This window comes from Pseudomonas marincola, from assembly GCF_900116605.1.
In the GTDB taxonomy this organism is placed as follows: Bacteria; Pseudomonadota; Gammaproteobacteria; order Pseudomonadales; family Pseudomonadaceae; genus Aquipseudomonas; species Aquipseudomonas marincola.
This window is the reverse complement of sequence record NZ_FPBC01000023.1, coordinates 1-22,680: the sequence shown is the minus strand read 5'-3', so window position 1 is coordinate 22,680 and position 22,680 is coordinate 1. Positions and strand designations below refer to the sequence as shown.

General features: G+C 56.0%; 25 protein-coding genes, 1 tRNA gene and 1 pseudogene. 6 read left to right on the top strand and 21 right to left on the bottom strand.

What is annotated here, in order from left to right:
• Positions 1 to 11 precede the first annotated feature (11 nt).
• Complete coding sequence (dapA, locus tag BM395_RS22595) at positions 12 to 890, bottom strand: 4-hydroxy-tetrahydrodipicolinate synthase (protein ID WP_069901643.1); 879 nt, start codon at positions 888 to 890, stop codon at positions 12 to 14.
• A gap of 358 nt (positions 891 to 1,248) precedes the next feature.
• Here dapA and BM395_RS22585 point away from each other — a divergent pair, with 358 nt between their 5' ends.
• Positions 1,249 to 1,806 (top strand): glycine cleavage system transcriptional repressor, encoded by a 558-nt coding sequence (locus BM395_RS22585; RefSeq protein ID WP_090515821.1) that lies wholly within the window; start codon positions 1,249 to 1,251, stop codon positions 1,804 to 1,806.
• Between the two features lie 8 nt (positions 1,807 to 1,814).
• A complete protein-coding gene (locus BM395_RS22580) occupies positions 1,815 to 2,288 on the top strand; it encodes a peroxiredoxin (protein WP_090515819.1) in 474 nt (157 codons plus the stop codon).
• Positions 2,289 to 2,396: 108 nt separating this feature from the next.
• Here BM395_RS22580 and BM395_RS22575 read toward each other — a convergent pair whose 3' ends face one another.
• Both BM395_RS22575 and BM395_RS22570 read right to left on the bottom strand, forming a co-directional pair.
• Complete coding sequence (locus tag BM395_RS22575; protein WP_090515817.1) at positions 2,397 to 3,488, bottom strand: AI-2E family transporter; 1,092 nt, start codon at positions 3,486 to 3,488, stop codon at positions 2,397 to 2,399.
• Between the two features lie 31 nt (positions 3,489 to 3,519).
• Entirely contained in the window at positions 3,520 to 3,771 is a 252-nt protein-coding gene (locus BM395_RS22570; protein WP_069901638.1) for a sulfurtransferase TusA family protein, read from the bottom strand.
• A gap of 251 nt (positions 3,772 to 4,022) precedes the next feature.
• Between BM395_RS22570 and BM395_RS22565 the strand changes: the two genes are divergently transcribed.
• Positions 4,023 to 5,465 carry a M48 family metalloprotease gene (locus BM395_RS22565; protein WP_069901637.1) on the top strand — a complete coding sequence of 481 codons (1,443 nt, stop codon included), beginning with the start codon at positions 4,023 to 4,025 and terminating at the stop codon, positions 5,463 to 5,465.
• A 127-nt stretch (positions 5,466 to 5,592) separates the two neighbouring features.
• On the opposite strand, the gene nadA is transcribed toward BM395_RS22565, so the two are convergent.
• The 16 genes from nadA to aspS form a co-directional block, all read right to left on the bottom strand.
• Positions 5,593 to 6,651 (bottom strand): quinolinate synthase NadA, encoded by a 1,059-nt coding sequence (gene nadA, locus BM395_RS22560; protein WP_090515815.1) that lies wholly within the window; start codon positions 6,649 to 6,651, stop codon positions 5,593 to 5,595.
• Positions 6,652 to 6,990: 339 nt separating this feature from the next.
• Positions 6,991 to 7,066 (bottom strand) — tRNA-Lys (locus BM395_RS22555).
• A 57-nt stretch (positions 7,067 to 7,123) separates the two neighbouring features.
• Positions 7,124 to 7,813 carry a 7-cyano-7-deazaguanine synthase QueC gene (gene queC, locus BM395_RS22550; protein ID WP_090515813.1) on the bottom strand — a complete coding sequence of 230 codons (690 nt, stop codon included), beginning with the start codon at positions 7,811 to 7,813 and terminating at the stop codon, positions 7,124 to 7,126.
• A 99-nt stretch (positions 7,814 to 7,912) separates the two neighbouring features.
• Positions 7,913 to 8,560 (bottom strand): 7-carboxy-7-deazaguanine synthase QueE, encoded by a 648-nt coding sequence (gene queE, locus BM395_RS22545; protein ID WP_090515835.1) that lies wholly within the window; start codon positions 8,558 to 8,560, stop codon positions 7,913 to 7,915.
• Between the two features lie 139 nt (positions 8,561 to 8,699).
• The gene (gene ybgF, locus BM395_RS22540) at positions 8,700 to 9,509 is read right to left on the bottom strand and encodes a tol-pal system protein YbgF (protein ID WP_090515811.1); all 810 of its coding nucleotides are present in this window, start codon (positions 9,507 to 9,509) and stop codon (positions 8,700 to 8,702) included.
• A 6-nt stretch (positions 9,510 to 9,515) separates the two neighbouring features.
• Complete coding sequence (pal, locus tag BM395_RS22535; protein ID WP_069901633.1) at positions 9,516 to 10,013, bottom strand: peptidoglycan-associated lipoprotein Pal; 498 nt, start codon at positions 10,011 to 10,013, stop codon at positions 9,516 to 9,518.
• A gap of 55 nt (positions 10,014 to 10,068) precedes the next feature.
• Positions 10,069 to 11,367 (bottom strand): Tol-Pal system beta propeller repeat protein TolB, encoded by a 1,299-nt coding sequence (tolB, locus tag BM395_RS22530; RefSeq protein ID WP_069901632.1) that lies wholly within the window; start codon positions 11,365 to 11,367, stop codon positions 10,069 to 10,071.
• Positions 11,364 to 12,392, bottom strand: coding sequence for a cell envelope integrity protein TolA (gene tolA, locus BM395_RS22525; RefSeq protein WP_090515809.1), 1,029 nt, complete (start codon positions 12,390 to 12,392; stop codon positions 11,364 to 11,366). Before tolA ends, tolB begins: the two co-directional genes overlap by 4 nt.
• On the bottom strand, positions 12,392 to 12,844 hold the full coding sequence (gene tolR, locus BM395_RS22520; RefSeq protein WP_090515807.1) for a protein TolR: 453 nt from the start codon (positions 12,842 to 12,844) through the stop codon (positions 12,392 to 12,394). Before tolR ends, tolA begins: the two co-directional genes overlap by 1 nt.
• Before the next feature lie 32 nt (positions 12,845 to 12,876).
• A complete protein-coding gene (gene tolQ / locus BM395_RS22515; protein WP_069901629.1) occupies positions 12,877 to 13,572 on the bottom strand; it encodes a protein TolQ in 696 nt (231 codons plus the stop codon).
• Between the two features lie 2 nt (positions 13,573 to 13,574).
• Positions 13,575 to 14,027 (bottom strand): tol-pal system-associated acyl-CoA thioesterase, encoded by a 453-nt coding sequence (ybgC, locus tag BM395_RS22510; protein WP_069901628.1) that lies wholly within the window; start codon positions 14,025 to 14,027, stop codon positions 13,575 to 13,577.
• Positions 14,028 to 14,201: 174 nt separating this feature from the next.
• Complete coding sequence (gene ruvB, locus BM395_RS22505; RefSeq protein ID WP_090515805.1) at positions 14,202 to 15,254, bottom strand: Holliday junction branch migration DNA helicase RuvB; 1,053 nt, start codon at positions 15,252 to 15,254, stop codon at positions 14,202 to 14,204.
• Positions 15,251 to 15,862 carry a Holliday junction branch migration protein RuvA gene (gene ruvA, locus BM395_RS22500; protein ID WP_069901626.1) on the bottom strand — a complete coding sequence of 204 codons (612 nt, stop codon included), beginning with the start codon at positions 15,860 to 15,862 and terminating at the stop codon, positions 15,251 to 15,253. The genes ruvB and ruvA overlap by 4 nt, the downstream gene beginning before the upstream one ends.
• 102 nt (positions 15,863 to 15,964) lie before the next feature.
• Positions 15,965 to 16,489: a crossover junction endodeoxyribonuclease RuvC gene (gene ruvC, locus BM395_RS22495; RefSeq protein ID WP_069901625.1), complete on the bottom strand. Its 525-nt coding sequence runs from the start codon at positions 16,487 to 16,489 to the stop codon at positions 15,965 to 15,967.
• 217 nt (positions 16,490 to 16,706) lie between these two features.
• Positions 16,707 to 17,456 carry a YebC/PmpR family DNA-binding transcriptional regulator gene (locus BM395_RS22485; protein WP_069901623.1) on the bottom strand — a complete coding sequence of 250 codons (750 nt, stop codon included), beginning with the start codon at positions 17,454 to 17,456 and terminating at the stop codon, positions 16,707 to 16,709.
• A gap of 62 nt (positions 17,457 to 17,518) precedes the next feature.
• Entirely contained in the window at positions 17,519 to 19,294 is a 1,776-nt protein-coding gene (aspS, locus tag BM395_RS22480; protein ID WP_090515803.1) for an aspartate--tRNA ligase, read from the bottom strand.
• Between the two features lie 465 nt (positions 19,295 to 19,759).
• On the opposite strand from aspS, the gene BM395_RS22475 reads away from it, so the two are divergent.
• The 3 genes and pseudogenes from BM395_RS22475 (at position 19,760) to BM395_RS23680 (ending at position 21,118) form a co-directional block, all read left to right on the top strand.
• Positions 19,760 to 20,230, top strand: coding sequence for a Dps family protein (locus tag BM395_RS22475; protein WP_069901621.1), 471 nt, complete (start codon positions 19,760 to 19,762; stop codon positions 20,228 to 20,230).
• A 282-nt stretch (positions 20,231 to 20,512) separates the two neighbouring features.
• Positions 20,513 to 20,833, top strand: a pseudogene (locus tag BM395_RS23760) (cold shock domain-containing protein membrane protein); the annotation flags it as partial.
• Positions 20,834 to 20,890: 57 nt separating this feature from the next.
• Entirely contained in the window at positions 20,891 to 21,118 is a 228-nt protein-coding gene (locus BM395_RS23680) for a cold-shock protein (RefSeq protein WP_239655588.1), read from the top strand.
• A 71-nt stretch (positions 21,119 to 21,189) separates the two neighbouring features.
• Here BM395_RS23680 and BM395_RS22465 read toward each other — a convergent pair whose 3' ends face one another.
• Both BM395_RS22465 and BM395_RS22460 read right to left on the bottom strand, forming a co-directional pair.
• On the bottom strand, positions 21,190 to 21,396 hold the full coding sequence (locus tag BM395_RS22465) for a SlyX family protein (RefSeq protein ID WP_069901619.1): 207 nt from the start codon (positions 21,394 to 21,396) through the stop codon (positions 21,190 to 21,192).
• A complete protein-coding gene (locus BM395_RS22460) occupies positions 21,393 to 21,824 on the bottom strand; it encodes an HIT family protein (protein WP_090515801.1) in 432 nt (143 codons plus the stop codon). The genes BM395_RS22465 and BM395_RS22460 overlap by 4 nt, the downstream gene beginning before the upstream one ends.
• Positions 21,825 to 22,680: the final 856 nt, after the last annotated feature.

The following is a 22,680-nucleotide window of genomic DNA, read 5'->3' as shown; positions in this document are numbered from 1 at the left end:
TAATTCCTCAATTAAACCAACACGCCGCATTGGCGCATGGCCTGACGCAACGGCTCCTGATAACGCTCACTGAGCCATGTCAGTGGCAGGCGAATGCCATCCGGCATCATGCCCATTTCATGCAGAGCCCACTTCACTGGAATCGGATTGGATTCGGCGAACAGCGCTTTATGCAGCGGCATTAAACGATCGTTGATGGCGCGGGCAATGGCGGTGTCGCCACGCATGGCAGCAGCGCAAAGATCGCTCATGGCGCGTGGCGCAACGTTGGCGGTTACCGAGATGTTGCCCTTGCCGCCCATTAGCATCAGCTCAACGGCGGTTGGGTCATCACCGGAATAAACCAGGAAGTTCTTGTTGACGCGGTCGAGCACTTCGCGTGCGCGGTCCAGGTCACCTGTGGCTTCCTTGATACCGACGATGTTGTCGATCTTCGATAGACGCTCAACGGTCTCCGGGAGCATGTCGCAAACGGTGCGGCCCGGTACGTTGTAGAGAATCTGCGGAATCGCAACGGACTCGGCGATATGTTTGAAATGCAGATACAAGCCTTCCTGAGTCGGCTTGTTGTAATAAGGCGTAACCAGCAACGCGGCGTCTGCGCCAACGTCTGCTGCGGCGCGAGTCAGCTCAACCGACTCACGCGTCGAATTACCGCCCGTGCCGGCGATGACCGGGATACGACCCGCCACCTGATCGACTACGCGACGAATCGCCTCAATGTGCTCAGACACCTCTAAAGTCGCGGACTCACCTGTGGTGCCGACCGCGACAATGGCGTTGGTGCCCTCTTGCAGGTGGAAATCCACCAGTTTGCTCAAGCTGTCCCAATCAAGACCGCCTTGCGCATCCATGGGCGTAACCAGTGCCACCATACTGCCCGCAATCATGCAACCACTCCTGCCGGAAAAAGAGAGCCGTAATGGTACTGGCGCTACCAGCCTTGCACAAGACAAGTCCGCTGATGAGTCATCAGATGCCCTGATTTTTCATCAATTTAACCACTTTGACAGTTGCCATCCGGCAATTTGCCGGCCACTCACAAGGTGCGAGGATAAATTTCACGCTCAGCGCTGCGCTGCCAAATGGCCCACCCGCTGGCTTTTAAGCTGAAATGACGACTATCGCCCTGCAAAATGTGCGGCGGTTGCAACGACTGGCATTCCCCTCGGCGGTGCTTTTCGCTACCCTTCGGGCTTTGTTTGAGCGCGTTTTTCCGGCTCATCGCCCATTGTTTAGGAAGGCTGCATGTCCACCCCCCCAGTTCGCGAACAATTTCTCGTTATCAGTGCACTTGGTCTCAACGCTATGGAGTTGACCAACGTGCTGTGCCGCGCCAGCAATGAAAACCGCTGCGCTGTGGTGAGCACACGCCTGAGCCGGCATGGCGAGTTCAGCGCCCTGGTGTTACAGATTTCCGGTAACTGGGACGCCCTGGCACGCTTGGAAGTAAGCCTGCCCGGCCTGGCCAAGAAGCATGACTTCACGGTTAACGTGATTCGCAGTGCGCCGACAGACGTGCGCCCGCAAGCGCTTCCGTATGTGGCGTATGTGAGCTCGGTTTACCGTCCGGATATTCTCAACGAGCTGTGCCAGTTTTTCCTCGACCAAAACGTCGAACTCGAAAATCTTACCCTGGACACCTATCAAGCCCCGCAGACCGGCGGCACGATGCTCAATGCCACGCTGACAGTAACCCTGCCAGCCGGCACGCAGATCAGTTGGCTACGTGATCAGTTCCTCGACTTCGCCGATGCGCTGAATCTGGACGCATTGATCGAACCGTGGCGCCCGCAAAATCAGTAGGAGGTTATATGGCTGTAGCAATCGACTCTCCGGTTAGCGACTTTGAAGCACCGGCCACCAGCGGACAAACCGTGAAACTGTCTGACCTCAAAGGCCAGCAGGTGGTGATTTATTTCTACCCGAAAGACAGCACGCCGGGCTGCACCACCGAGGGCCAGGGCTTTCGTGACCAGTACGCCGAGTTTCAGGCGGCCAACACTCAGGTATTCGGCATCTCGCGTGACGGCATCAAGTCACACGAGAACTTCAAGGCCAAACAGAGCTTCCCGTTCGAACTGATCAGCGACAAGGACGAGGCCGTGTGCCAGCTGTTCGACGTGATCAAACTAAAGAAACTCTACGGCAAGGAATACATGGGCGTTGATCGCAGCACCTTCCTGATCGACAAGGACGGTGTACTGCGCCAGGAATGGCGTGGCGTCAAAGTGCCGGGCCATGTCGACGCGGTACTGGCTGCCGCACAAGCCTTGAACAAAGGCTAAGCGTCAGCCACACAGCGCTGAGCGAGACACCAACAAAAACCCCGATAACTGCACGCAGGTATCGGGGTTTTGTTTTTTCAGTCAGCGCACAACGCTAAGACCACGCGATTAACGCGGCTCGGGCAACGGCGGGCAGTCTGGTTGCTGAATACCCTCGACCCGCGGCCAGGCATCAAGCAACGCCTTGAACAAGGTCGCCAGCGGAATGGCGAAGAACACGCCCCAAAAGCCCCACAGGCCGCCAAACAGCAACACCGCACAGATGATCGCCACCGGGTGCAGATTGACCGCTTCGGAGAACAACAGGGGTACCAGAACGTTGCCGTCCAGCGCCTGAATCACCGAGTACACCAGCATCAGGTAGAGAAACTGATCGCCCCACCCCCATTGGAACAAACCGATCAGCGCCACCGGCACGGTAACCACCACAGCACCGATGTAAGGCACCACCACTGAAAGCCCGACAAACAACGCAAGCAATGCCGCGTAGTTAAGCCCCAGCCAGGCGAACGCGATGTAAGTCACCACGCCGCAAATGATGATTTCAATCACCTTGCCGCGGATGTAGTTGGCGATCTGCCGATTCATCTCGGCCGCCACATGACTGATCAGCGAACGCTGTTGCGGCAGATGGCTGGTAAACCACTCGGCAATCATCTGGCGATCCTTGAGGAAGAAGAACACCAGAATCGGCACCAGCACCAGATAGATCATCACGCTGACCAACACCGGCAAGCTCGACAGCGAAAACGACAGCACCCACTGGCCGATCTTGCCCGCCTCGCCCTGCACAGAGGCAATGGCCCGTGCCACCTGATCATTGCTGATCACGCCGGGATAGCGTTCTGGCAGCATCATGAACAGCGACTGCCACTTGCTCAACATGCTCGGCAGCTCATTGAACAGATTGCTCAACTGATGCCAAAGCAAAGGCAGCAACACCAGCAGGATCAGCACCAAGGCGCTCATGAACAGTGCAAACACCAGCCACACCGCAAGCGAATGCGGCAGGCGTAAGCGCTCAAGCTTGGCAACCAGGCCTTGCATCAAAAAGGCCAGCACCAAGCCGGTCAGCACCGGCGCCAGCATGCCGCCGAACGTCAGCACCGCAGCAAAACCCAGCACCACCAACAGCGCCAGAATGACCGCTTGCTCATCGGAGAAATAGCGATGCAGCCAGTCACGCAATACTTTTAGCATCAATGTTCCTTAACAGTAGATCGTGAGGCGCTCAGGCCTTGCACAACCAATAACGATACACACCATTATCAACTTCTTCATGAACCAGCTGATGCCCGGCCAGTTTCGCAAACGCGCGAAAATCGCGCTGTGAACCAGCATCAGTTGCGATCACTTTGAGCACCGCGCCGCTGGCCAATTGATTGAGGGCGAGCTTGGCCTTGAGCAGCGGCAGCGGGCAACTCAGCCCAGTGGCATCAACCTCATCATCGAAGGCCAGCGCTGGCTGATCGGCAATATTCATTAACAACTTCTCCAAGACACGCGGCTTTCGGGCATTGTCCCACCGTTGCCAGCACATACCAATGGTGGAAGCACTGGCAGAGGCCCACCGCATTTATTGTTCGGGGCCGCGAAACATACGCCAAGCCTGTTAAATATCCAAACCCAATAACTTGCTCAACGCCGGCCAAGGCGAATTGAATCAGTAACAGTCCTTCCCACACCCGCGTCTGCCCAGCTACAGTAAGCCTTTGTTCGCAAAGAGCCTCGTGCATGAATTTTCTGCGACCCACTCTGCTGTCACTGCTCTGCCTGAGCGCTTTTTCTGTTCAGGCGGCCAGTGAACTGCCGTCTCTAGGCGATGCCAGCTCCTCCATCGTCTCGCCACAACAAGAACATCAGCTTGGCCGTGCATGGTTGGGCCTGTTGCGTGGCCAGGTTAGCCAGCTGTCCGACCCGCAACTGAAAGATTTCGTTGAAAGCAGCGTTTATCGCCTCAGCGAAACCAGCCAGGTGCAAGACCGTCGCCTCGAATTCGTATTACTCAACAGCCCGCAAATCAACGCCTTTGCCGCGCCTGGCGGGATTATCGGGGTCAACGGCGGCCTGTTCCTGTACGCCAAGACCGAAGCTGAATATGCCTCGGTGCTCGCGCACGAATTGGCTCACTTATCGCAACGCCACTTTGCCCGCGGTGTTGAAGCGCAACAGCGCATGCAATTGCCGGTAATGGCCGCCATGCTGGCCGGCATTGTCGCCGCCGCAGCGGGTGCAGGCGATGCCGGCATCGCCGCTATCGCCTCGACTCAGGCTGCCGCAATCCAGGAGCAGCAACGTTTCTCACGGCAGAACGAGCAAGAGGCCGACCGCATCGGCCTGCTCAACCTGGAGAGAGCCGGATACGACCCGCTGGCCATGCCGCAGATGTTCGAGAGCCTGATGCGCCAGTATCGCTACGACCGCATGCCGCCCGAATTCCTCCTCACTCACCCGGTTACTGAGTCGCGTATTGCCGACACCCGCAACCGCGCCGTGCAGTACAAAAGTGACCAGAAGCTGATTGAAGACACGCTGCGTTATCAGTTGATGCGCGCCCGCGTGCAACTGATTTATGAAGACACCCCCGGCCTTGCCGCCAAGCGCTTTCGCGCCATGCTTGATGAAGACCCGGGCAACGATGCAGCGCTGTATGGCCTGGCCATCGCACAGATTCGCAGCGGCCAGCAACGGAGCGCCGGGCAGGCACTGCAAACGCTGCTGAAAAAAGCGCCAAACGATATCACCTACAACCTTGCCCAATTTGATCTGGACGTCGCCGCCAGACGCCTGGACGCGGCACAGGCAAGAATTGACCGCATGCTCCAGCTGTACCCGAAAAACTACCCGCTGAATCAGGCCCGGGTAGACCTGCTGATGAAGCAAGGCAGCAAGGATAACGCCAAGCGCGCACTGGATGACCTGCTCAAGAGCCGGCCGAAAGACCCGGACGTGTGGAACCAAGTTGCAGAAGTTCGCGGCCTCACGGGTGACACCATCGGCCTGCATCAAGCGCGTGCCGAGTACTTTGCTTTGGTCGGTGATTACAAGCAGGCCATTCAGCAACTGGACTTCGCCAAACGCCGCGCCGCCAATAACTTCCAGCTGGCTTCACGCATCGACGCCCGCCAACGCGAGATGATCGAAGACAAGCGAATGATCGACGAGATGCTCAACTAAGCGCGGCGACTAATCAAAGCCGCTGCGCCTGAGGATTGAGAAAATTCAAAGGTTCAGCACATAACCAAAAACGCCCGATACACATGCATGCATCGGGCGTTTTTGTTTACGGTGCGGTTTAAGCCCGTTAAGCGTTACCCGATTGCGCCAGACGCGCTGCCTGTGTGAAGTCGAGCATGCGCTTGAGCGGCTTGATGGCCTTGGGGATCAACACCGGATCAACGAATATCTCGTTACTGCCCTCACGCAGGCACTGCAACGTGCGCTGCAACGTGTTCATGGCCATCCACGGGCAGTGTGCGCAACTGCGGCACGCCGCACCATTGCCGGCAGTAGGCGCCTCAACAAAGACTTTATCCGGGCACAGCTGCTGCATCTTGTAGAAAATGCCGCGGTCGGTGGCCACGATAAAGGTCTCGTTCGGCAGCGTTTGCGCCGCCTTGATCAGTTGGCTGGTGGAACCAACAGCATCGGCCAAATCGATCACTGCCGTCGGCGATTCCGGGTGCACCAAAACGGCCGCATCCGGATACAACGCCTTCATGTCTTCAAGCTGCTTGGCCTTGAACTCTTCATGGACGATACACGCGCCATCCCACAGCAGCATATCGGCACCGGTCTTGTTCTGAATGTACCGACCCAGATGCTGATCCGGCGCCCAGATGATGGTTTCGCCGTTGTCCATCAGGTGCTCGACAATCTCAACCGCACAGCTTGAGGTCACGACCCAATCCGCTCGCGCCTTCACCGCAGCCGAGGTGTTGGCGTAAACCACCACGGTGCGTTCGGGATGCTGATCGCAGAACGCCGAGAACTCATCAACCGGGCAGCCCAGATCGAGCGAGCAAGTCGCCTCCAGCGTTGGCATCAGCACGCGTTTTTCAGGATTGAGAATTTTCGCCGTCTCGCCCATGAATTTAACGCCGGCTACCAGCACCGTTTGTGCGGAATGCTGATTACCGAAACGGGCCATTTCCAGCGAGTCGGAAACGCAGCCACCGGTTTCTTCTGCCAGCGCCTGCAGCACCGGGTCGCAGTAATAGTGAGCGACCAATACGGCATTCTGCTTTTTCAATTCAGCGGCAATCTCGGCCCGGTAAAAGGCCTCTTGCTCCGGCGTCAGCGCAACGGGCTGCTTGGCATCTAGATGTGCCTGTACCAGGAGGCGTTCGGAAATCTGTGTCATGTCATCTGGCCTGTAAACGGACTATCAGCACGAAATTCGAGTATACGCGGCGCATGGGCCGCGTGAACGTATTCAGACGGGAAACCACACACGTGACGGCCCGAGGCGCGAAAGACAAGGTGAAGCGCCTAAAAGATCGCGCATGATAGTTTTTCATAATTAATATGGAAAGCATCATTCGCCGCGCAGTGCCCGCTGCGCCAAGCTGGCGATATCCGGCAATCGCCCCACCGCTGCAAACGAGGCGCGACTGGCGATTAGAAACTGCAGACGAAAAAAAACCTGAAATTCACATTGGCTGTGTATTTCAGGTTTCTTTACCTTCTTGCGAAGGATATCTGGTGGGTCGTGTAGGATTCGAACCTACGACCAATTGGTTAAAAGCCAACTGCTCTACCAACTGAGCTAACGACCCGATGTGCGCGTATAATACTGATTTTTATCAGGATTTCAACACCCAACAAGAAAAAAATTACACATAGCGGGTTGCATCGGCCACACCAGCCGCGGCAAAACCGGCTGCGCGCAGGCTGCAACTGTCGCACTTGCCGCAAGCGCGGCCATCGTCATCGGCCTGGTAGCAGGAAACGGTCTGGGCATAATCAACGCCGAGGGCAATCCCCGCCGCGACGATTTCAGCCTTGCTCATATTCTGCAGTGGTGCCTGAATGCGGAAACCGTTGCCTTCAACACCCGCCTTGGTTGCCAGATTGGCCATGCGCTCGAAAGCCTCGACAAACTCAGGCCGGCAATCGGGATAACCCGAGTAGTCCACCGCATTCACGCCAATAAAAATGTCGCGTGCACCCAGCACTTCTGCCCAACCCAGCGCCAAGGACAAGAACACGGTATTGCGCGCCGGCACGTAAGTCACAGGAATGCCGGGAGCAGGCGCGGCGCCTGCTACGTTCTCGGGCACGGCAATGCTGGCGTCAGTGAGCGCCGAGCCACCCATGCCATTAAGGTTCAGGCCGATCACCTTGTGCTCGACTACGCCCAACTGACGAGCGACTCGCTCAGCCGCTTGCAGTTCGGAACGGTGACGCTGGCCATAATCAAAACTCATGGTGTAACAGCTGTATCCGTCGGCCTTGGCCATCGCCACCACAGTGGCCGAGTCGAGCCCGCCCGACAGCAAGATAACGGCTTTTTTATCACTCATGATTTTCCTCGCGTGTTTCACGCCGGCGCAGCGCTTGCTGCGCCGGCTAAAAAAGAATAGGCAATTAAGCGGCTGGTCACTTGACTAGCCGCTTGCGGCTCAATGGCCGGCAGCATCGTCCCAGAGAATTTTGTGCAGTTGCAGTTGCAGGCGAACCGGCAAATTGTCGGCCACGATCCAATTTGCAAGATCACGCGCCGAGACCTGCGCGTGGCTGGGCGAGAACAACACCTCGCCTGCCCGCTCGTTCAGCCGGTACTCGATGAGCTTGCTCACCGCCCAGCTGTAGTCTTCACGCGAGCAGATCACGAACTTGACCTGATCGTTGCGGCTCAGCCACTGAATGTTGTCGTAGCGATTGCGCGCCACCTCAGCCGAGCCCGGCGTTTTCAGGTCGAGCACTTTGCTAACGCGCGGATCGACTGAAGAGACGTCAAGCGCGCCACTGGTCTCCAGCGAGACTTCATAGCCGGCGTCGCACAGCTGTTGCAGCAAGGCAATGCTGTTGGGTTGCGCCAGCGGCTCGCCGCCTGTCACGCAAATATAGCGAGGGTTATAAGCCGCGACGCGGGCGAGGATGTTGTCGAGTGACATGATCTCGCCGCCGGTGAAGGCATAGGCGGTATCACAGTACTGACAACGCAGGGGGCAGCCGGTCAGGCGCACGAACACAGTCGGTAATCCGGCTGTACGCGTCTCCCCCTGCAACGAGTAAAAAATCTCGGTAATGCGCAGGGTATTTTGCATAAGTGCCACGGGCGTAACGGCTAAACAGGCCATCCGCCTCCGTTGCTGGAAAGAACCGGAACTCTACTGCCGAGCAATAAAGCCCCAATGAAAAGCCCGCGATTCTCGCGGGCTTTGGGAAAACGCTTGAAGCATGGGTTTATTGTAAACGCTGTAAATCACGTTGCGCCAACTGCGCAGCCGAAGTGCCCGGATATTGGGCAATGACTTGCTGCAGAATGCCTTTGGCCTTGTCGGTATTGCCCAGACGTTTCTCGACGTCTGCCAGCTTGAACAGCGAGTCCGGCACTTTGCTGTGCTGCGGATACGCCTGACTGACGCGGGCAAATGCCTGACTGGCACCTTGCAGATCGCCCTTGGCAAGATTCACTTCACCCAACCAGTACTGCGCGTTACCGGCGTACTGGCTGTCTGGGTACTTACGCAAAAACGCGGTAAAAGCCTGACTGGCTTTATCGAAGTCTTTGGTTTTGATCAGGTCGAAGGCAGCGTCGTAAAACAGCTTCTCCTTCTCCGGATCTGCAGGCGCGCTACCCGCTGACGACGTTTGCCCGGCATTATTGCCAGACGCAGGTTCAGGGGTGCCAGCACTGGCATTACTTGAATTCTGGGTGGCAGCCGGTGCGGCCCCACTGCTCAGTCGCGAATCGAGATCTTTATAACGCTCAAGATTCTCTTGTTTCATGCGACGGATTTCATCTTGCTGTTCTTCAACCATCCCGCGCAAACGCCCGAGTTCATCTTGCATTTGCTGCAACTGGTTGAACAACATGCCTTGCGCTGAGGCCGGGGCCGAAGCCCCGCCCCCAACGTAGGCGCCGCCCGTGTTGTTGCTATCAGATGTATACATGGCGCTGCCGCCATTGTTATCCACCACAGGAATCTCAGCCTGCGCCAGAAGCGGCAAGCTGAGTGCAAAAACGGCTACAACACGGCGGCAATTTCGCATGTCGAATTACTTACGCAGTTCTACGCGACGGTTCTGAGCCCACGACTGCTCGTCGTTGCCAGTAGCAACTGGACGCTCTTCGCCGTAGGAAACCAGTTCCAGCTGTGCAGGCGAAACGCCCTGCAGAACCAGGTAACGCTGAACGGCTTTAGCACGACGCTCGCCCAGGGCGATGTTGTATTCGCGGGTACCGCGCTCGTCAGTGTGGCCTTCCAGAGCTACGCGCGAACCGTTAGCTTTCAGGTCTTTGGCGTGAACGTCCAGAGCGCGCATGGCTTCTGGCTTCAGGTCAGAGCTGTCGTATTCGAAGTAGAAAGTAGTGATAGCGCGCAGTGCCGCTTCTTCGCTCAAGCTACCGTCTACGGAACCAGTGTCAGCACCGTAACCAGCGTTCGGGTCTACAGCGCCTTCGCCAGCGGTGTCGCCACCTTTAGACGAACAACCAACGGCTACAGCCAATGCCAGGCTGAGTGCTGCAAACTTGCCAAATTTCAACATATCCATCATGTAACTCCTCAAGAACCCCAGTGTGTTAAGCAAATTGTTTTAAAGCGCCGCATCAGTTCAGGAAAGGGGACCAGGAAGGCTCTCGAACTTCGCCTTGAGCGGTAGGAAGAGGGAGCCTTACGCGACCGTTCACGGACGCTAACATCAAGACTCCCCGACCCTGCTGGCGGGTTGCGAAGATTATCATGGTGCCATTAGGCGCAACAGTAGGCGACTCATCCAAATTTGTATCTGAAAGAATACGCACATTGCCGCGCTGCAGATCTTGTGCTGCAACTTTAAAGTTGGTGAAACCTTCCTGGCGATGAACCATTACCAGGGTTTTTTCATCAGCAGATAATTGCGGACTGGCGTTGTAGTTTCCTACGAAGCTGACCCGCTCAACCGAACCACTGTTGATGTTTGTTTTGTAGATCTGCGGCTTACCACCACGGTCAGACGTGAAGTAGATCGTCTGCCCATCTTTACCCCAGAACGGTTCGGTATCGATTGCGTAATGGTTGGTCACCCGGCGCAAGCTCTTGGAGCCCATGTCCATTACATAAATTTCAGGATTGCCATCGCGCGACAAGACAAATGCCAGGCGATTACCATTCGGCGACCAGGCCGGAGCACTGTTCAAGCCTTCAAAACTGGTGATTTGTTCGCGGCGACCGGTGTCGATGTGCTGCACGAAAATACGCGGGCGGCGCTGCTCGAACGACACATAGGCGATGCGATTGCCATCCGGTGCAAAGCTTGGCGACAGGATTGGCTCGCGCGACTGCAACAACGTCACTGCACGCGCACCGTCGTAGTCCGAACGCTGCAAAGTGTAGCGGGTGTTTTCAGCCGAGAAGCGTTCTGCGGTGACATACAGCAGACGCGTCGAGAACGCGCCCTTGACCCCGGTGAGCTTCTCGAACGACTGATCCGAAATATGGTGCGCCATGTCGCGCAGCTGCTCGGTCGTGCCGCCGACGCTGCCGGTCAGAACCTGCTGCTGGGTGGCCACGTTCAACAGGGCGAACTGCACCTGAATACGGCCACCGCTTGGCACCATATTACCGACCAGCACATATTGCGCGCCCAGCGCTTGCCAGTCGCGGTAGATGACCTCGCCTGCCGTGGTCGGCAAGCTGATCATGTTCTGCTTTGGAATCGGCTCGAACACGCCGGAGTTGCGCAGGTCCTTGCCAATAATTTCGGCAATATCATCGGGCAACACGCTGCCGCCCTGCCAACCAAATGGCACAACGGCGATCGGCGTCGCGCGATCGGTACCCGAGCTGATCACCAGCGGATCAGCTGCCTGAACTGCGCCGACCATCATGGTCAGGCTCAGCAGGACGATACGTATCAGGGTATTCACAGATCTAAATCCTCCGGTTTGAATACAGCACGACGTTTGCGGTAGAGCTTGTCGAACGTCGCACGGTCAAGTTGTTGCATTTCAGAGATACGACCCACGTTACGCACCGCCTGTACGGCTGAGCTGTCGAACGGTCCATCGCCACTTGAGCGAGTAACACTGGCGTTGGTGATAGTGCCATCCGGTAGCATCTCTATCGTGACTTCTACGCTCATCCCGTTACGGGCTGAAGGTGGACGCCGCCATTGCTCACTCACCAGCTTGATTATCAAATCGTCCAGATTACCGGCCACCTGATCACCTACGGTATCAGCCATTGCCTGCTGATGGGTTACATCATCCGACAACAATTCGGCCAGTGCCGCTGCCTTCTTGTCTTCCAGCGCTTTGCGCTTGGCCTCTTCGCCTGCCTTTTTCTTGGCGGCCTCATCGGCTTTCTTCTTGGCATCTGCAGCCGCTTTCTTCTTCGCGTCTTCAGCAGCCTTTTTCTTAGCATCTTCAGCCGCTTTCTTCTTGGCGTCCTCAGCTGCTTTCTTTTTAGCGTCTTCAGCGGCCTTTTTCTTGGCCTCTTCTTCGGTTTTCTTCTTGGCTATATCGGCCTGCTTCTTCTGTTCTGCAGCTTTTGCCGCTTCAGCCTTCTTCGCAGCATCAGCTTGCTTTTCGGCTTCTGCCTTTTTAGCCGCTTCGGCTTTTTGAGCCTCATCGGCCTTCTTTTGTTCCGCCGCTTTTGCCGCCGCTACTTTCTGCTGCTCGGCCTTTTTCTGCTCCAGCTGCTCTACCTCGTACTGTGGAGCCGAGGTTTTCTTGGTTTCGCCAGCAATCTTCTGATTAGTTTGCTGGGTGGCCTGGCTTTGCGATTTCAACTGGTACAGGGTCGCCTGCACAATCGGCCGCGCAGGCGGCAGGTCCGGTGCAAAAGCGAAGCTGACAAAGAGCATGCCGAAGATCAATACGTGCAGGGTTATTGCCCACACTACCGGCCAAAAATAGCTCTCTGACGTTGTTGGCTCACGTTGCTCACGCATCAAGGGGCCTCAGTTATCAGCCCGACGTTACCAACGTCAGCCTTCTGCAAGCCGCCCATCGCTGACATCACCGTGCCGTAATCAACAGATTTATCACCGCGTACAAACACCTGCACTGTTTTGCCCTGACGACGGCTTTCGGCAATGATCGCCGTGACCGCTTTGGTCATGTCATCAAGGGTTACCGCCTTATCCTGCACGGTATCAGTATCAACCTCGGTGCCCATATTCCAATAGAAGGTCTTGTCGGCCTTGATCGAAATAGTCAGCACCTGCGAATTGTTGTCTTGCGGCAAGGCTTCGCTGCTGACTTTCGGCAGATCAACCTTAACGCCTTGATTGAGCATGGGCGCAGTCACCATGAAAATAACCAGCAGCACCAACATCACGTCGATGTAAGGCACCACGTTCATTTCGGCGACTGGCTTGCGTCTGTTACGAATTCTGGCCATGGCTTATAGAACCTTTTGAGTGAGCCAAGGACTTATTCGTCCGATGCGTGAACTTTGCGGTGCAGGATCGCCTGGAACTCATCTGCAAAGGTGTAGTAACGGGCAATGAACATCTCACCGCGCGACGAGAAGCGGTTATAGGCAATAACGGCCGGGATCGCGGCGAACAGGCCAATCGCGGTGGCGATCAGTGCTTCGGCAATACCTGGCGCTACGGTTGCCAATGTTGCCTGCTGCACGGTGCTCAGGCCGATGAAGGAATTCATGATGCCCCACACGGTACCGAACAGACCTACATACGGGCTGGTAGAGCCGACGGTGGCGAGGAATGGCAAGCTGGTTTCAAGCTTCTCTTCTTCACGCGAAATGGCTACGCGCATGGCGCGGGCAACGCCGTCCATGACCGCATCCGGGTCGACATTGGTTTGCTGACGCAGACGCGAGAACTCTTTGAAGCCGGCGCGGAAAATCTGCTCCAGACCTGAATCCGGGTCCGGGTTGCTGCCCGCCTGACGATACAACTTGGACAAATCGATACCCGACCAGAAACGCTCCTCGAAGCTGTCGAGTGCGCGCTTGGCGGCACGCAACATGGTGGTACGTTGGAAAATCATCACCCACGAGGTGACCGAAGCCGCCACAAGGGTCAGCATTACCAGCTGTACAACCAGACTGGCATTGGTGATCAAACTCCACATCGACATGTGGTCAACGGCGTTGGCTTCCACGCTTACTCTCCTGCTTCAGGTCGACCCGCGCCACCCTGCTCGGCAAAAGCCTTACGCAGCATGTCCGGAATGGCCCGGGGTTTTAAATTATCGGCGCGCACACAGGCCACCAGAAACTGCCCTTCACAGAGCAGTGCATCATCCACAACCCGCCGAACCTGTTGACGAAAACGCAGGCTTGCACGGTTTAATTCAATAACTTGGGCACTGACCTCAATTTCATCATCCAGCCGTGCCGGTGCGTGGTAACGCACCTCGGTTGAATGCACGACGAATAACAGGCCCTCACCTGCGAGCGTGTGCTGGGAGAAGCCCAGATTACGCAGTCGCTCGGTGCGAGCCCGTTCCATAAACTTGAGGTAATTAACGTAGTAGACGATACCGCCGGCATCGGTGTCTTCATAGTAGATACGACAACGATGAGCGAACGGCGGGACTCCGTTTTGTGCGCGCATACTCTAGTGCTAGCTCCTCAACTTGCCAATGGGTCTGAGCAAGTATTTTTAACTATTTTTTTCGCCGCCTGACGCCGAGGCAGTAAGCCGCAGTTCTAGGACCGACATGTGGCACTTTGATTCACTCAAATGGGAAATTTTTTCATTCCCCGCCGAGCTTAGCGCAAGTTGTACTTATTCATCCGCCGCATCAAACAGGTCAGTCGTCGGCAAATCGCCCATCCGCTTCGGCGCATTCAAACCAAAGTGTAAATAGGCATGCCGGGTCACGACCCGACCGCGCGGCGTACGCATGATGTAGCCCTGCTGAATCAGGTAAGGCTCCAGCACATCTTCAATGGTGTGACGCTCTTCGCTGATGGCCGCCGCCAAGCTGTCTACGCCCACCGGCCCGCCATCGAACTTCTCGATCATGGTCAGCAGCAAACGCCGATCCTGATGATCAAAGCCGCGCTCATCGACATCCAGCAGGTTCAGCGCCAGATTGGCGATCTCCCGGCTGATATCGCCCTTGCCGCGCACTTCGGCAAAGTCGCGAACCCGACGCAACAGGCGATTGGCAATTCGCGGCGTGCCACGTGCGCGCCGGGCAATTTCGACAGCGCCCTGCTCGACAATCGGCAAGTTCAAAATGCCGGCGGATCGCTGAACAATCGTCGCCAAATCTTCGGTGTTGTAAAATTCCAACCGCTGCACGATGCCGAAGCGATCACGCAGTGGATTGGTCAGCATGCCCGCCCGTGTCGTGGCGCCGACCAGCGTGAACGGCGGCAGATCGAGCTTGATTGAGCGCGCCGCCGGACCTTCACCGATCATGATGTCGAGCTGGAAATCTTCCATCGCCGGATACAGCACTTCCTCGACGATGGGCGAGAGGCGATGAATTTCGTCAATAAACAGCACATCGCCAGGCTCCAGATTGGTCAGCATGGCTGCCAGATCACCTGGCCGCTCCAACACCGGGCCGGATGTGCTCTTGATGGAAACACCCATTTCTTCGGCAATGATATTGGCCAGCGTGGTTTTACCCAGACCAGGCGGGCCAAAAATCAGCGTGTGATCCAGCGACTCTTTGCGCGCCCGAGCTGCTTCGATGAATAACTCCATCTGCTCGCGCACAATCGGCTGACCAATGTATTCGGCCAGGCTCAGCGGACGAATAGCACGGTCAACCTGCTCATCACGGTCACGCGTGCTGGCGGTAATAAGGCGGTCAGCTTCGATCATTTAGCAATCATTCCCTTCAGGGAGGCGCGAATCAATTCTTCACTGCTCATGCCGTCCTGCTTAACGGCCGACACCGCGCGGCTGGCTTCCTGCGGCTTGTAGCCCAATGCAATCAGCGCACTCACAGCGTCATTTTCAGCGCTCGGGGCAAGGCTTGGCATCGCACTCGGCAGCACCAGACCGGCCATTTCCGGCACAGTTTCCCATGCTTTGAAGCGGTCTTTGAGCTCAACCAGCAGCCGCTCGGCGGTTTTCTTGCCAACGCCCGGCACCTTGACCAAGGTGGAGGTATCTTGCGCCTGCACGCAACGCACCAACTCATCGACCTCCAACCCCGACATCAAGGCCAGCGCCAATTTTGGGCCGACGCCATTGAGCCGAATCAGCTCGCGAAACAGCTCACGCTCACGTCGCTCGAAGAAGCCGTACAACAGCTGAGCATCCTCGCGCACCACTAAATGCGTATGCAGGGTTACCGGCTCGCCCAGCGCGGGCAGGCGATAAAGGGTCGACATAGGGACTTCGAGTTCATAGCCAAGGCCATTTACATCGACGATCAGATGCGGCGGTTGCTTTTCCGCCAGGGTGCCGCGCAAACGTCCAATCACAGCTACATCCTTGAATGTTCAGTCATGCTCAGGCTATCGCCGAGCGCGAATACTTTAAATTTGATCTAAACCCACCATTGCACAGCAATCAATACCGGGCAATTACAGACGCAACCGCCCGCCCCGGCGCTTGGCCCCCGCCAAACCATGGGGGATAAGGCTCTGACGATGATGCGCGTGACACAAGGCAATCGCCAGCGCATCCGAGGCATCGATCTGCGGTTTTTTTACCAGCTTGAGCAAATGCATGACCATCATTTGCACTTGCTCTTTATCCGCCCCGCCGCTGCCCGTAACGGCCTGCTTGACCTGAGTGGCAGTGTACTCAGCCACGTCCAGCCCTGCCTCGACACCCGCCACAATCGCAGCACCCCGCGCCTGGCCCAACTTGAGCGCCGAGTCGGCATTACGCGCCATGAATACTTGCTCGATGCCCATGGTTACCGGGCCGAATGTTTCGATAACTTCACGCACGCCACGAAAAACGATTTGCAGACGCTCGGGCAACGGGCCGCTGCCGGTGCGAATACAGCCGGACGCCACGTACTCACAGGTGCGCCCCGTGTCGCGGACAATGCCGTAACCGGTAATACGCGACCCCGGATCAATGCCAAGAATCAGCGTCACGCCCGACTCCCAAGCCACTCACACTGCAACAACCCAGCCACGTGGAACTCCTTACTGACGATGCAGATGGACTCTTTATAGAACTTAAGCCCAGCTGTTGCGCAGATAAAAAAAACCGGAGCAAGCTCCGGCCTTATTCTTTGGAACATCTGAAGAACATCGCGAGCGACAAGCGCACTCGGCAAAACTTGCCTTGCGGCGTCCTTCTTCGTTTGCATCAACCCAGCTGAACCATAACTTCTTCAGGAATATCAGCATTGGAGTAGACGTTCTGCACATCGTCGAGATCTTCGAGCATATCGATGAGTTTCAGCACCTTCTGCGCCGTCTCGACCTCGGTCAATTCTGAGTAGATCGACGGGATCATGCTCACCTCAGACTCTTCGGCCTTGTAACCAGCAGCCGTTAACGCCTCACTCACCGCGATAAAATCGGCAAAGCTGGTGAACACATCCACCGAACCGTCGTCGTTGGTGACCACATCATCCGCACCGGCCTCAAGCGCAGCCTCAAGCAATGCCTCTTCATCAACGCCTGAAGCAAAGCTGATCTGCCCTTTGCGGTCGAACATGTAAGCAACCGAACCATCGGTACCGAGGTTGCCGCCGCACTTGGTGAACGCATGGCGAACCTCTGCGGCCGTGCGATTGCGGTTATCGGTCATGGCTTCAACGATGATGGCCACGCCATTGGGCGCGTACCCTTCATAGCTGAGCTCCTCGACCTTGTCGCCGTCGGTTGAGCCAACACCACGAGCAATGGCGCGATCAATCGTGTCTCGCGTCATGTTCGCCGTCAGGGCTTTATCAACGGCCAGGCGCAAACGTGGATTATCCGCAGGGATACCGCCGCCCTGACTGGCCGCAACTGTCAGTTCACGAATGAGTTTGGTGAAAATCTTGCCGCGCTTGGCGTCTTGACGACCCTTGCGGTGCTTGATGTTCGCCCACTTGGAATGACCTGCCATAACAACTCCAACCTTATTACCTGTGAGCGCCGGGAAACCCGGCGCTCAGTCTTGTTGCGGTTTTACTCAGCCTTTGGCTGCTCGCGCAAACGGATGTGCAGCTCGCGCAGGGCCTTGTTATCCACTTCACCCGGCGCTTGCGTCATGACGCAGGCAGCACTCTGGGTTTTCGGGAAGGCGATAACTTCACGAATCGACTGTGCACCAGTCATCAGCATCACCAGACGGTCCAGACCAAATGCCAGGCCGCCGTGTGGTGGCGCGCCGAACTTCAGGGCGTCGAGCAGGAAGCCGAACTTCTCTTCCTGTTCAGCCGCTTCAATGCCGAGCAGACGGAAGACCGCTTGCTGCATTTCCTTGCGGTGAATACGGATCGAACCGCCGCCCAGCTCGGTGCCATTGAGCACCATGTCGTAGGCACGCGAGAGCGCGGTGGCCGGATTGGCCTGCAACTCATCCGGTGTGCACTTCGGTGCGGTGAACGGGTGATGCAGCGCGGTGAAGCTGCCATCTTCGTTCTCTTCGAACATCGGGAAGTCGACAACCCACATCGGCGCCCACTCGCAGGTCAGCAGATCAAGGTCGGTGCCGAGCTTGATACGCAGCGCACCGAGCGCCTCGCAAACGATCTTGGCTTTGTCTGCGCCGAAGAACACGATGTCGCCGTCAACCGCGCCAACGCGATCAAGGATGACATTGAGGTTTTCCAGCGGGATGTTCTTGACGATAGGCGACTGCAAACCTTCAACGCCGCTCGCACGGTCGTTAACCTTGATGTACGCCAGACCGCGAGCACCGTAGATGCTGACAAACTTGGTGTAGTCGTCGATCTGCTTGCGCGGCATGCTCGCGCCGCCTGGCACACGCAGAGCTGCAACACGGCACTTAGGATCGTTGGCCGGGCCGCTGAATACTTTGAATTCAACGTCCTTGAGCTGATCAGCCACATCAACCAGTTCCATCGGGTTACGCAGGTCCGGCTTATCGGAGCCGTAGCGGCGCATGGCCTCTTCGAAGGTCATGTGCGGGAACTCACCGAACTCGACGTTCAGCACTTCCTTGAACAGCTGGCGCACCATCTTCTCGGTAATGCCCATGATCTCGGTTTCGTCGAGGAAGCTGGTCTCGATGTCGATCTGGGTAAATTCCGGCTGACGATCAGCGCGCAAGTCTTCGTCACGGAAGCATTTGGCGATCTGATAGTAACGGTCGAAACCTGCCACCATCAGCAGTTGCTTGAACAGCTGAGGCGACTGCGGCAATGCGAAGAAGCTGCCAGCATGGGTGCGGCTAGGCACCAGATAGTCACGTGCGCCTTCTGGAGTTGCACGAGTCAGGATCGGCGTTTCCACGTCGAGGAAGCCGTTTTCATCCAGGTAACGACGGATGCTGGTGGTGATGCTAGAACGCAGCTTGAGCTTGGCGGCCATTTCCGGGCGACGCAGATCGATGAAGCGATAACGCAGGCGAGTCTCTTCGCCCACGTCGCTGTATTCGTTCAGCGGGAACGGCGGGGTTTCAGCTTCACTGAGCACTTCGAGGTCATAACCCAGCACTTCGATTGCGCCAGAGGCCATGTTCGGGTTTACCGCACCCGCCGGACGCAGACGCACCTTACCGGTGATCTTGACGACATATTCGCTGCGCACTTTATCGGCGGTGGCAAATGTCTCGACACGGTCAGGGTCGAAAACCACCTGCGCCAGACCTTCACGATCACGGATATCAAGGAAGATGACTCCGCCATGGTCGCGGCGACGGTGGACCCAGCCGCAAAGGGTGATTTCTTGACCGTCCAGGCTCTCGTTCAACTGGCCGCAATAGTGGCTGCGCATCATGATAGTAATCGCTTCTCTGAGTCTTGATTTCGTTGGGCCGCGAGCGTCGCGGCGCGCTATATCTGGCGGTACTGCCACGCTCTATTCCTCTATAAAAGGATGACGCGAAGCAGGTACTGCGATGTTCTTGGTTTACCCGTCACTGCATAAACCGTGGCAAAGGGCGAGATTATATAGCGTTCGGACAACTCTTGCAGCCGCGAGCGTTGCTAGCCGTCACATGCCAGTAATGTACCCGGCAATAAATGGTCTCGACAGGGCCTGGCGCACCATTAACAATAGAGAAATTGCGTGCAGCCATGGCGTTATGTGCAATCATTTTGATAGCTGATTGAACCAAAACGGACTAAGAAGCCTCTACATATAACGTATCTGGCATAAGCTGAAATCATCCGGCAACGGCTCGCGTGCTAGCCTCGGGCTAAAGAACGCAGCAGCCCCGCCCAACGTGAAAGGAGAAGTGGCATGGAAATCAATATCGGTATCAACGAGCAGGATCGTGCCGCCATTGCAGAAGGCCTGTCCCGCCTGCTGGCTGACACTTACACCCTGTACCTGAAAACCCATAATTTTCACTGGAACGTCACCGGCCCGATGTTCAACACCCTGCACCTGATGTTCGAAGGTCAGTACACCGAATTGGCGCTGGCAGTTGACGATATTGCCGAGCGCATCCGCGCTTTGGGCTTCCCGGCTCCCGGTACTTATGCAGCCTATGCGCGCTTGTCTTCTATTAAAGAAGAGGAAGGCGTGCCAAGCGCTGAGGAAATGATCAAGTTGCTGGTTGAAGGTCAGGAAGCTGTCACCCGCACAGCGCGCGGTATTTTCCCGCTGCTGGATAAAGTCAGCGATGAGCCGACTGCCGACCTGCTTACTCAACGCATGCAAGTGCATGAGAAAACCGCATGGATGCTGCGCAGCCTGCTGGCAAGCTAAGCCTTGCACCCGAAAAGCCCGGCGCCGCCGGGCTTTTTCACATCAAATGGCCACCACTCATCGCATCCACACCCGCAAACCTGTGAAATCAACCCTCAAAAAAGCCCGACACATTTGAGTACCCCCAAGCTTTGCTGTTAAATACGCCGCGTGTCGCTGCCCCTCATTCTACGGGCAACGCATAGGCAGATTTCGCGCGTTCTCCAAGCCTTCTTCTCTGTGGCAACACCTGCGAATCCGCTCTTCCTAGTGATCCGTATCTTATAAGTGAGCTGAACCAACATGCTTAAAATCGTCCACCTGGTAACAGGTATCGCCGCGTTACTCCTTTCATTCGTACCCGCTCTGGGCAATACCGCCCCATCAATGCTGCAACATCCTGACGCTCTGTATCTGATCCTCTTTGCCATGACCAACCTGATTCTGGCTCCGCAACTGCCAATCTGGCATCAGGGCTCCCGTGCTGCATTGCAGAATCTAGTCTCTGTACTGTTAATTCTCGCCACCGCGCTGCAAGCATTGGCTTTGCTGGCCCCGCTGACAGAAATCGCCGGCCAGCCAGCAATTCTCTTCAGCCTTGCCATTGCCGCTCTGGGCGTTTTGCTCCACCTGATAATCAATATTCGCTTGCAACCACGCACCAGCAGCAAATCAACAGCTATTGCTGGCGACCGTGAAACAGGCACCGTGAAGTGGTTCAATACATCCAAAGGTTTCGGCTTTATTTCGCGCGACTCCGGCGATGATATTTTCGTCCACTTTCGCGCAATCCGCGGCGAAGGCCATCGCGTTCTGGTCGAAGGCCAGCGCGTAGAGTTCTCGGTTATGCAGCGCGATAAAGGCCTGCAAGCTGAGGATGTTATCGCAGCATTGCCAACCCGCCGCTAAGCGAAACTGGCCATAAAAAAACCCGCAATTGCGGGTTTTTTTATGCTCAAGCGAAACACACTGATTAGATTTCAATAATGCGGCGGTGGCGCGTCGTCCTGGGAAATACCAGAGCCAGCACTCAACTCCTCCTGACGCTTGGCAAGCATTTCCAGCTGCAAGCGCATACGCTCCAAGACCTTTTGCTGCGCAACCAGCTCATCATTCAACGCCTGGATAGTGTCATCCTGAAATGCCAGACGGCTTTCAAGCTCATTGATACGTTCTTCAGTCGTCACTTAGCCACCTCGGCAAACGTGAAATCGTCCGCCAGCACGCCGCGCAACTTGGCCGTGATCGCGGCTATCTGCTCATCGCTGTAGGGTATTGCCGAATGCTTCCCCCAAACAGGAGCAGGCCACGCCGCATCAGCGCGACGCCGAACAATCACGTGCATGTGCAACTGCGCCACCATGTTGCCCAGCGTCGCAACATTCATTTTATCCGCGGCAAAGGTGTCCTTGAGGGTAGCCGCCAGCTCGCTGGTTTCATTCCACAGCAGCGCCTGATCGGCCGTGTCGAGCTGGAATATCTCACTGACCTCTTCGCGCTTGGGCACCAGAATAAACCAAGGGTAATTGGCATCATTCATCAGCAATAACCGACACAGCGGAAAATCCCCGATCAAGACAGTGTCTTGCTGCAGTCGTGAGTCCAAGGCAAACATAAACTTCTCCGGTATCGCCATTAATAGTGATCATTCTAGCGGCTCAGCCGACCAAGTGCGGCGCCGTCAATAAGACTGCAACAACAATTCAGCAGAATGAACCTGACAACGCTGTAAGTTTATCCGCTTCACCTAAGCCACGCGCCGATGCGCAGTGAATATGCGACGCCCCATGGAGCTCGCCGCCGCACCAAAATACGGCGAATTTCATCAACTTATGCGCAACCCGTGCACCATTTTGTTACCACTTAGCACTTGAAAGCTCAAAAAATGTTACCTGCTGGCCACTTAACAGCATAAGTTGACTTTAAAATCAGAAAAAGCGACACCCACAAACAGCTTCACATCGGGACTTATTTCGCACCGTTAAATCTCGCGCAAAGCACCGGATTAAAGGGCTCAAGCGGTGATCGAGACACTCTAAAACAGGCTGCATTTGAGGTTTTCAAATATTTATTAGAGCAACTGCGCATTTTGTGCACGACTCTTGCTTTCTGTCACTGCAATGCCAGACGGGTGCCATTCCCACTAGCAAAGCAACTTGTAAATAGTATAAAAATAGCCGAAATGGGTGCTTTAGAAAGCCCATGGGAAACTATAGAATTGCGACACCCTTCAGTTATATTTGCGACACCAAGCTGAAGAAAGCGCAACGTTAACAACGCAAGTATCGCCATAATTAGTCGCGTGTTATAAGTTTAGCGCCGACACAAAAAGAAAGAGCCGCCCATACAACAATTAATTGGGTAGCGCAACTCTTCTAGGGATGGTCTGAAGTAGCCATGCATTTCTGGCTGACTTCACCCTCTGCTGATTTTAAAAGCGGCAAATCGATCAAAAACGATCAGATCACCCG

Bases quoted from the DNA above. Each gene is read 5' to 3' on its own strand.
- dapA (WP_069901643.1), bottom strand. From the start codon at position 890: ATGATTGCGGGCAGTATGGTGGCACTGGTTACGCCCATGGATGCGCAA.
- BM395_RS22585 (WP_090515821.1), top strand. From the start codon at position 1,249: ATGTCCACCCCCCCAGTTCGCGAACAATTTCTCGTTATCAGTGCACTT.
- BM395_RS22580 (WP_090515819.1), top strand. From the start codon at position 1,815: ATGGCTGTAGCAATCGACTCTCCGGTTAGCGACTTTGAAGCACCGGCC.
- BM395_RS22575 (WP_090515817.1), bottom strand. From the start codon at position 3,488: ATGCTAAAAGTATTGCGTGACTGGCTGCATCGCTATTTCTCCGATGAG.
- BM395_RS22570 (WP_069901638.1), bottom strand. From the start codon at position 3,771: ATGAATATTGCCGATCAGCCAGCGCTGGCCTTCGATGATGAGGTTGAT.
- BM395_RS22565 (WP_069901637.1), top strand. From the start codon at position 4,023: ATGAATTTTCTGCGACCCACTCTGCTGTCACTGCTCTGCCTGAGCGCT.
- nadA (WP_090515815.1), bottom strand. From the start codon at position 6,651: ATGACACAGATTTCCGAACGCCTCCTGGTACAGGCACATCTAGATGCC.
- queC (WP_090515813.1), bottom strand. From the start codon at position 7,813: ATGAGTGATAAAAAAGCCGTTATCTTGCTGTCGGGCGGGCTCGACTCG.
- queE (WP_090515835.1), bottom strand. From the start codon at position 8,560: ATGCAAAATACCCTGCGCATTACCGAGATTTTTTACTCGTTGCAGGGG.
- ybgF (WP_090515811.1), bottom strand. From the start codon at position 9,509: ATGCGAAATTGCCGCCGTGTTGTAGCCGTTTTTGCACTCAGCTTGCCG.
- pal (WP_069901633.1), bottom strand. From the start codon at position 10,013: ATGGATATGTTGAAATTTGGCAAGTTTGCAGCACTCAGCCTGGCATTG.
- tolA (WP_090515809.1), bottom strand. From the start codon at position 12,392: ATGCGTGAGCAACGTGAGCCAACAACGTCAGAGAGCTATTTTTGGCCG.
- tolR (WP_090515807.1), bottom strand. From the start codon at position 12,844: ATGGCCAGAATTCGTAACAGACGCAAGCCAGTCGCCGAAATGAACGTG.
- ybgC (WP_069901628.1), bottom strand. From the start codon at position 14,027: ATGCGCGCACAAAACGGAGTCCCGCCGTTCGCTCATCGTTGTCGTATC.
- ruvB (WP_090515805.1), bottom strand. From the start codon at position 15,254: ATGATCGAAGCTGACCGCCTTATTACCGCCAGCACGCGTGACCGTGAT.
- BM395_RS22485 (WP_069901623.1), bottom strand. From the start codon at position 17,456: ATGGCAGGTCATTCCAAGTGGGCGAACATCAAGCACCGCAAGGGTCGT.
- aspS (WP_090515803.1), bottom strand. From the start codon at position 19,294: ATGATGCGCAGCCACTATTGCGGCCAGTTGAACGAGAGCCTGGACGGT.
- BM395_RS22475 (WP_069901621.1), top strand. From the start codon at position 19,760: ATGGAAATCAATATCGGTATCAACGAGCAGGATCGTGCCGCCATTGCA.
- BM395_RS22460 (WP_090515801.1), bottom strand. From the start codon at position 21,824: ATGTTTGCCTTGGACTCACGACTGCAGCAAGACACTGTCTTGATCGGG.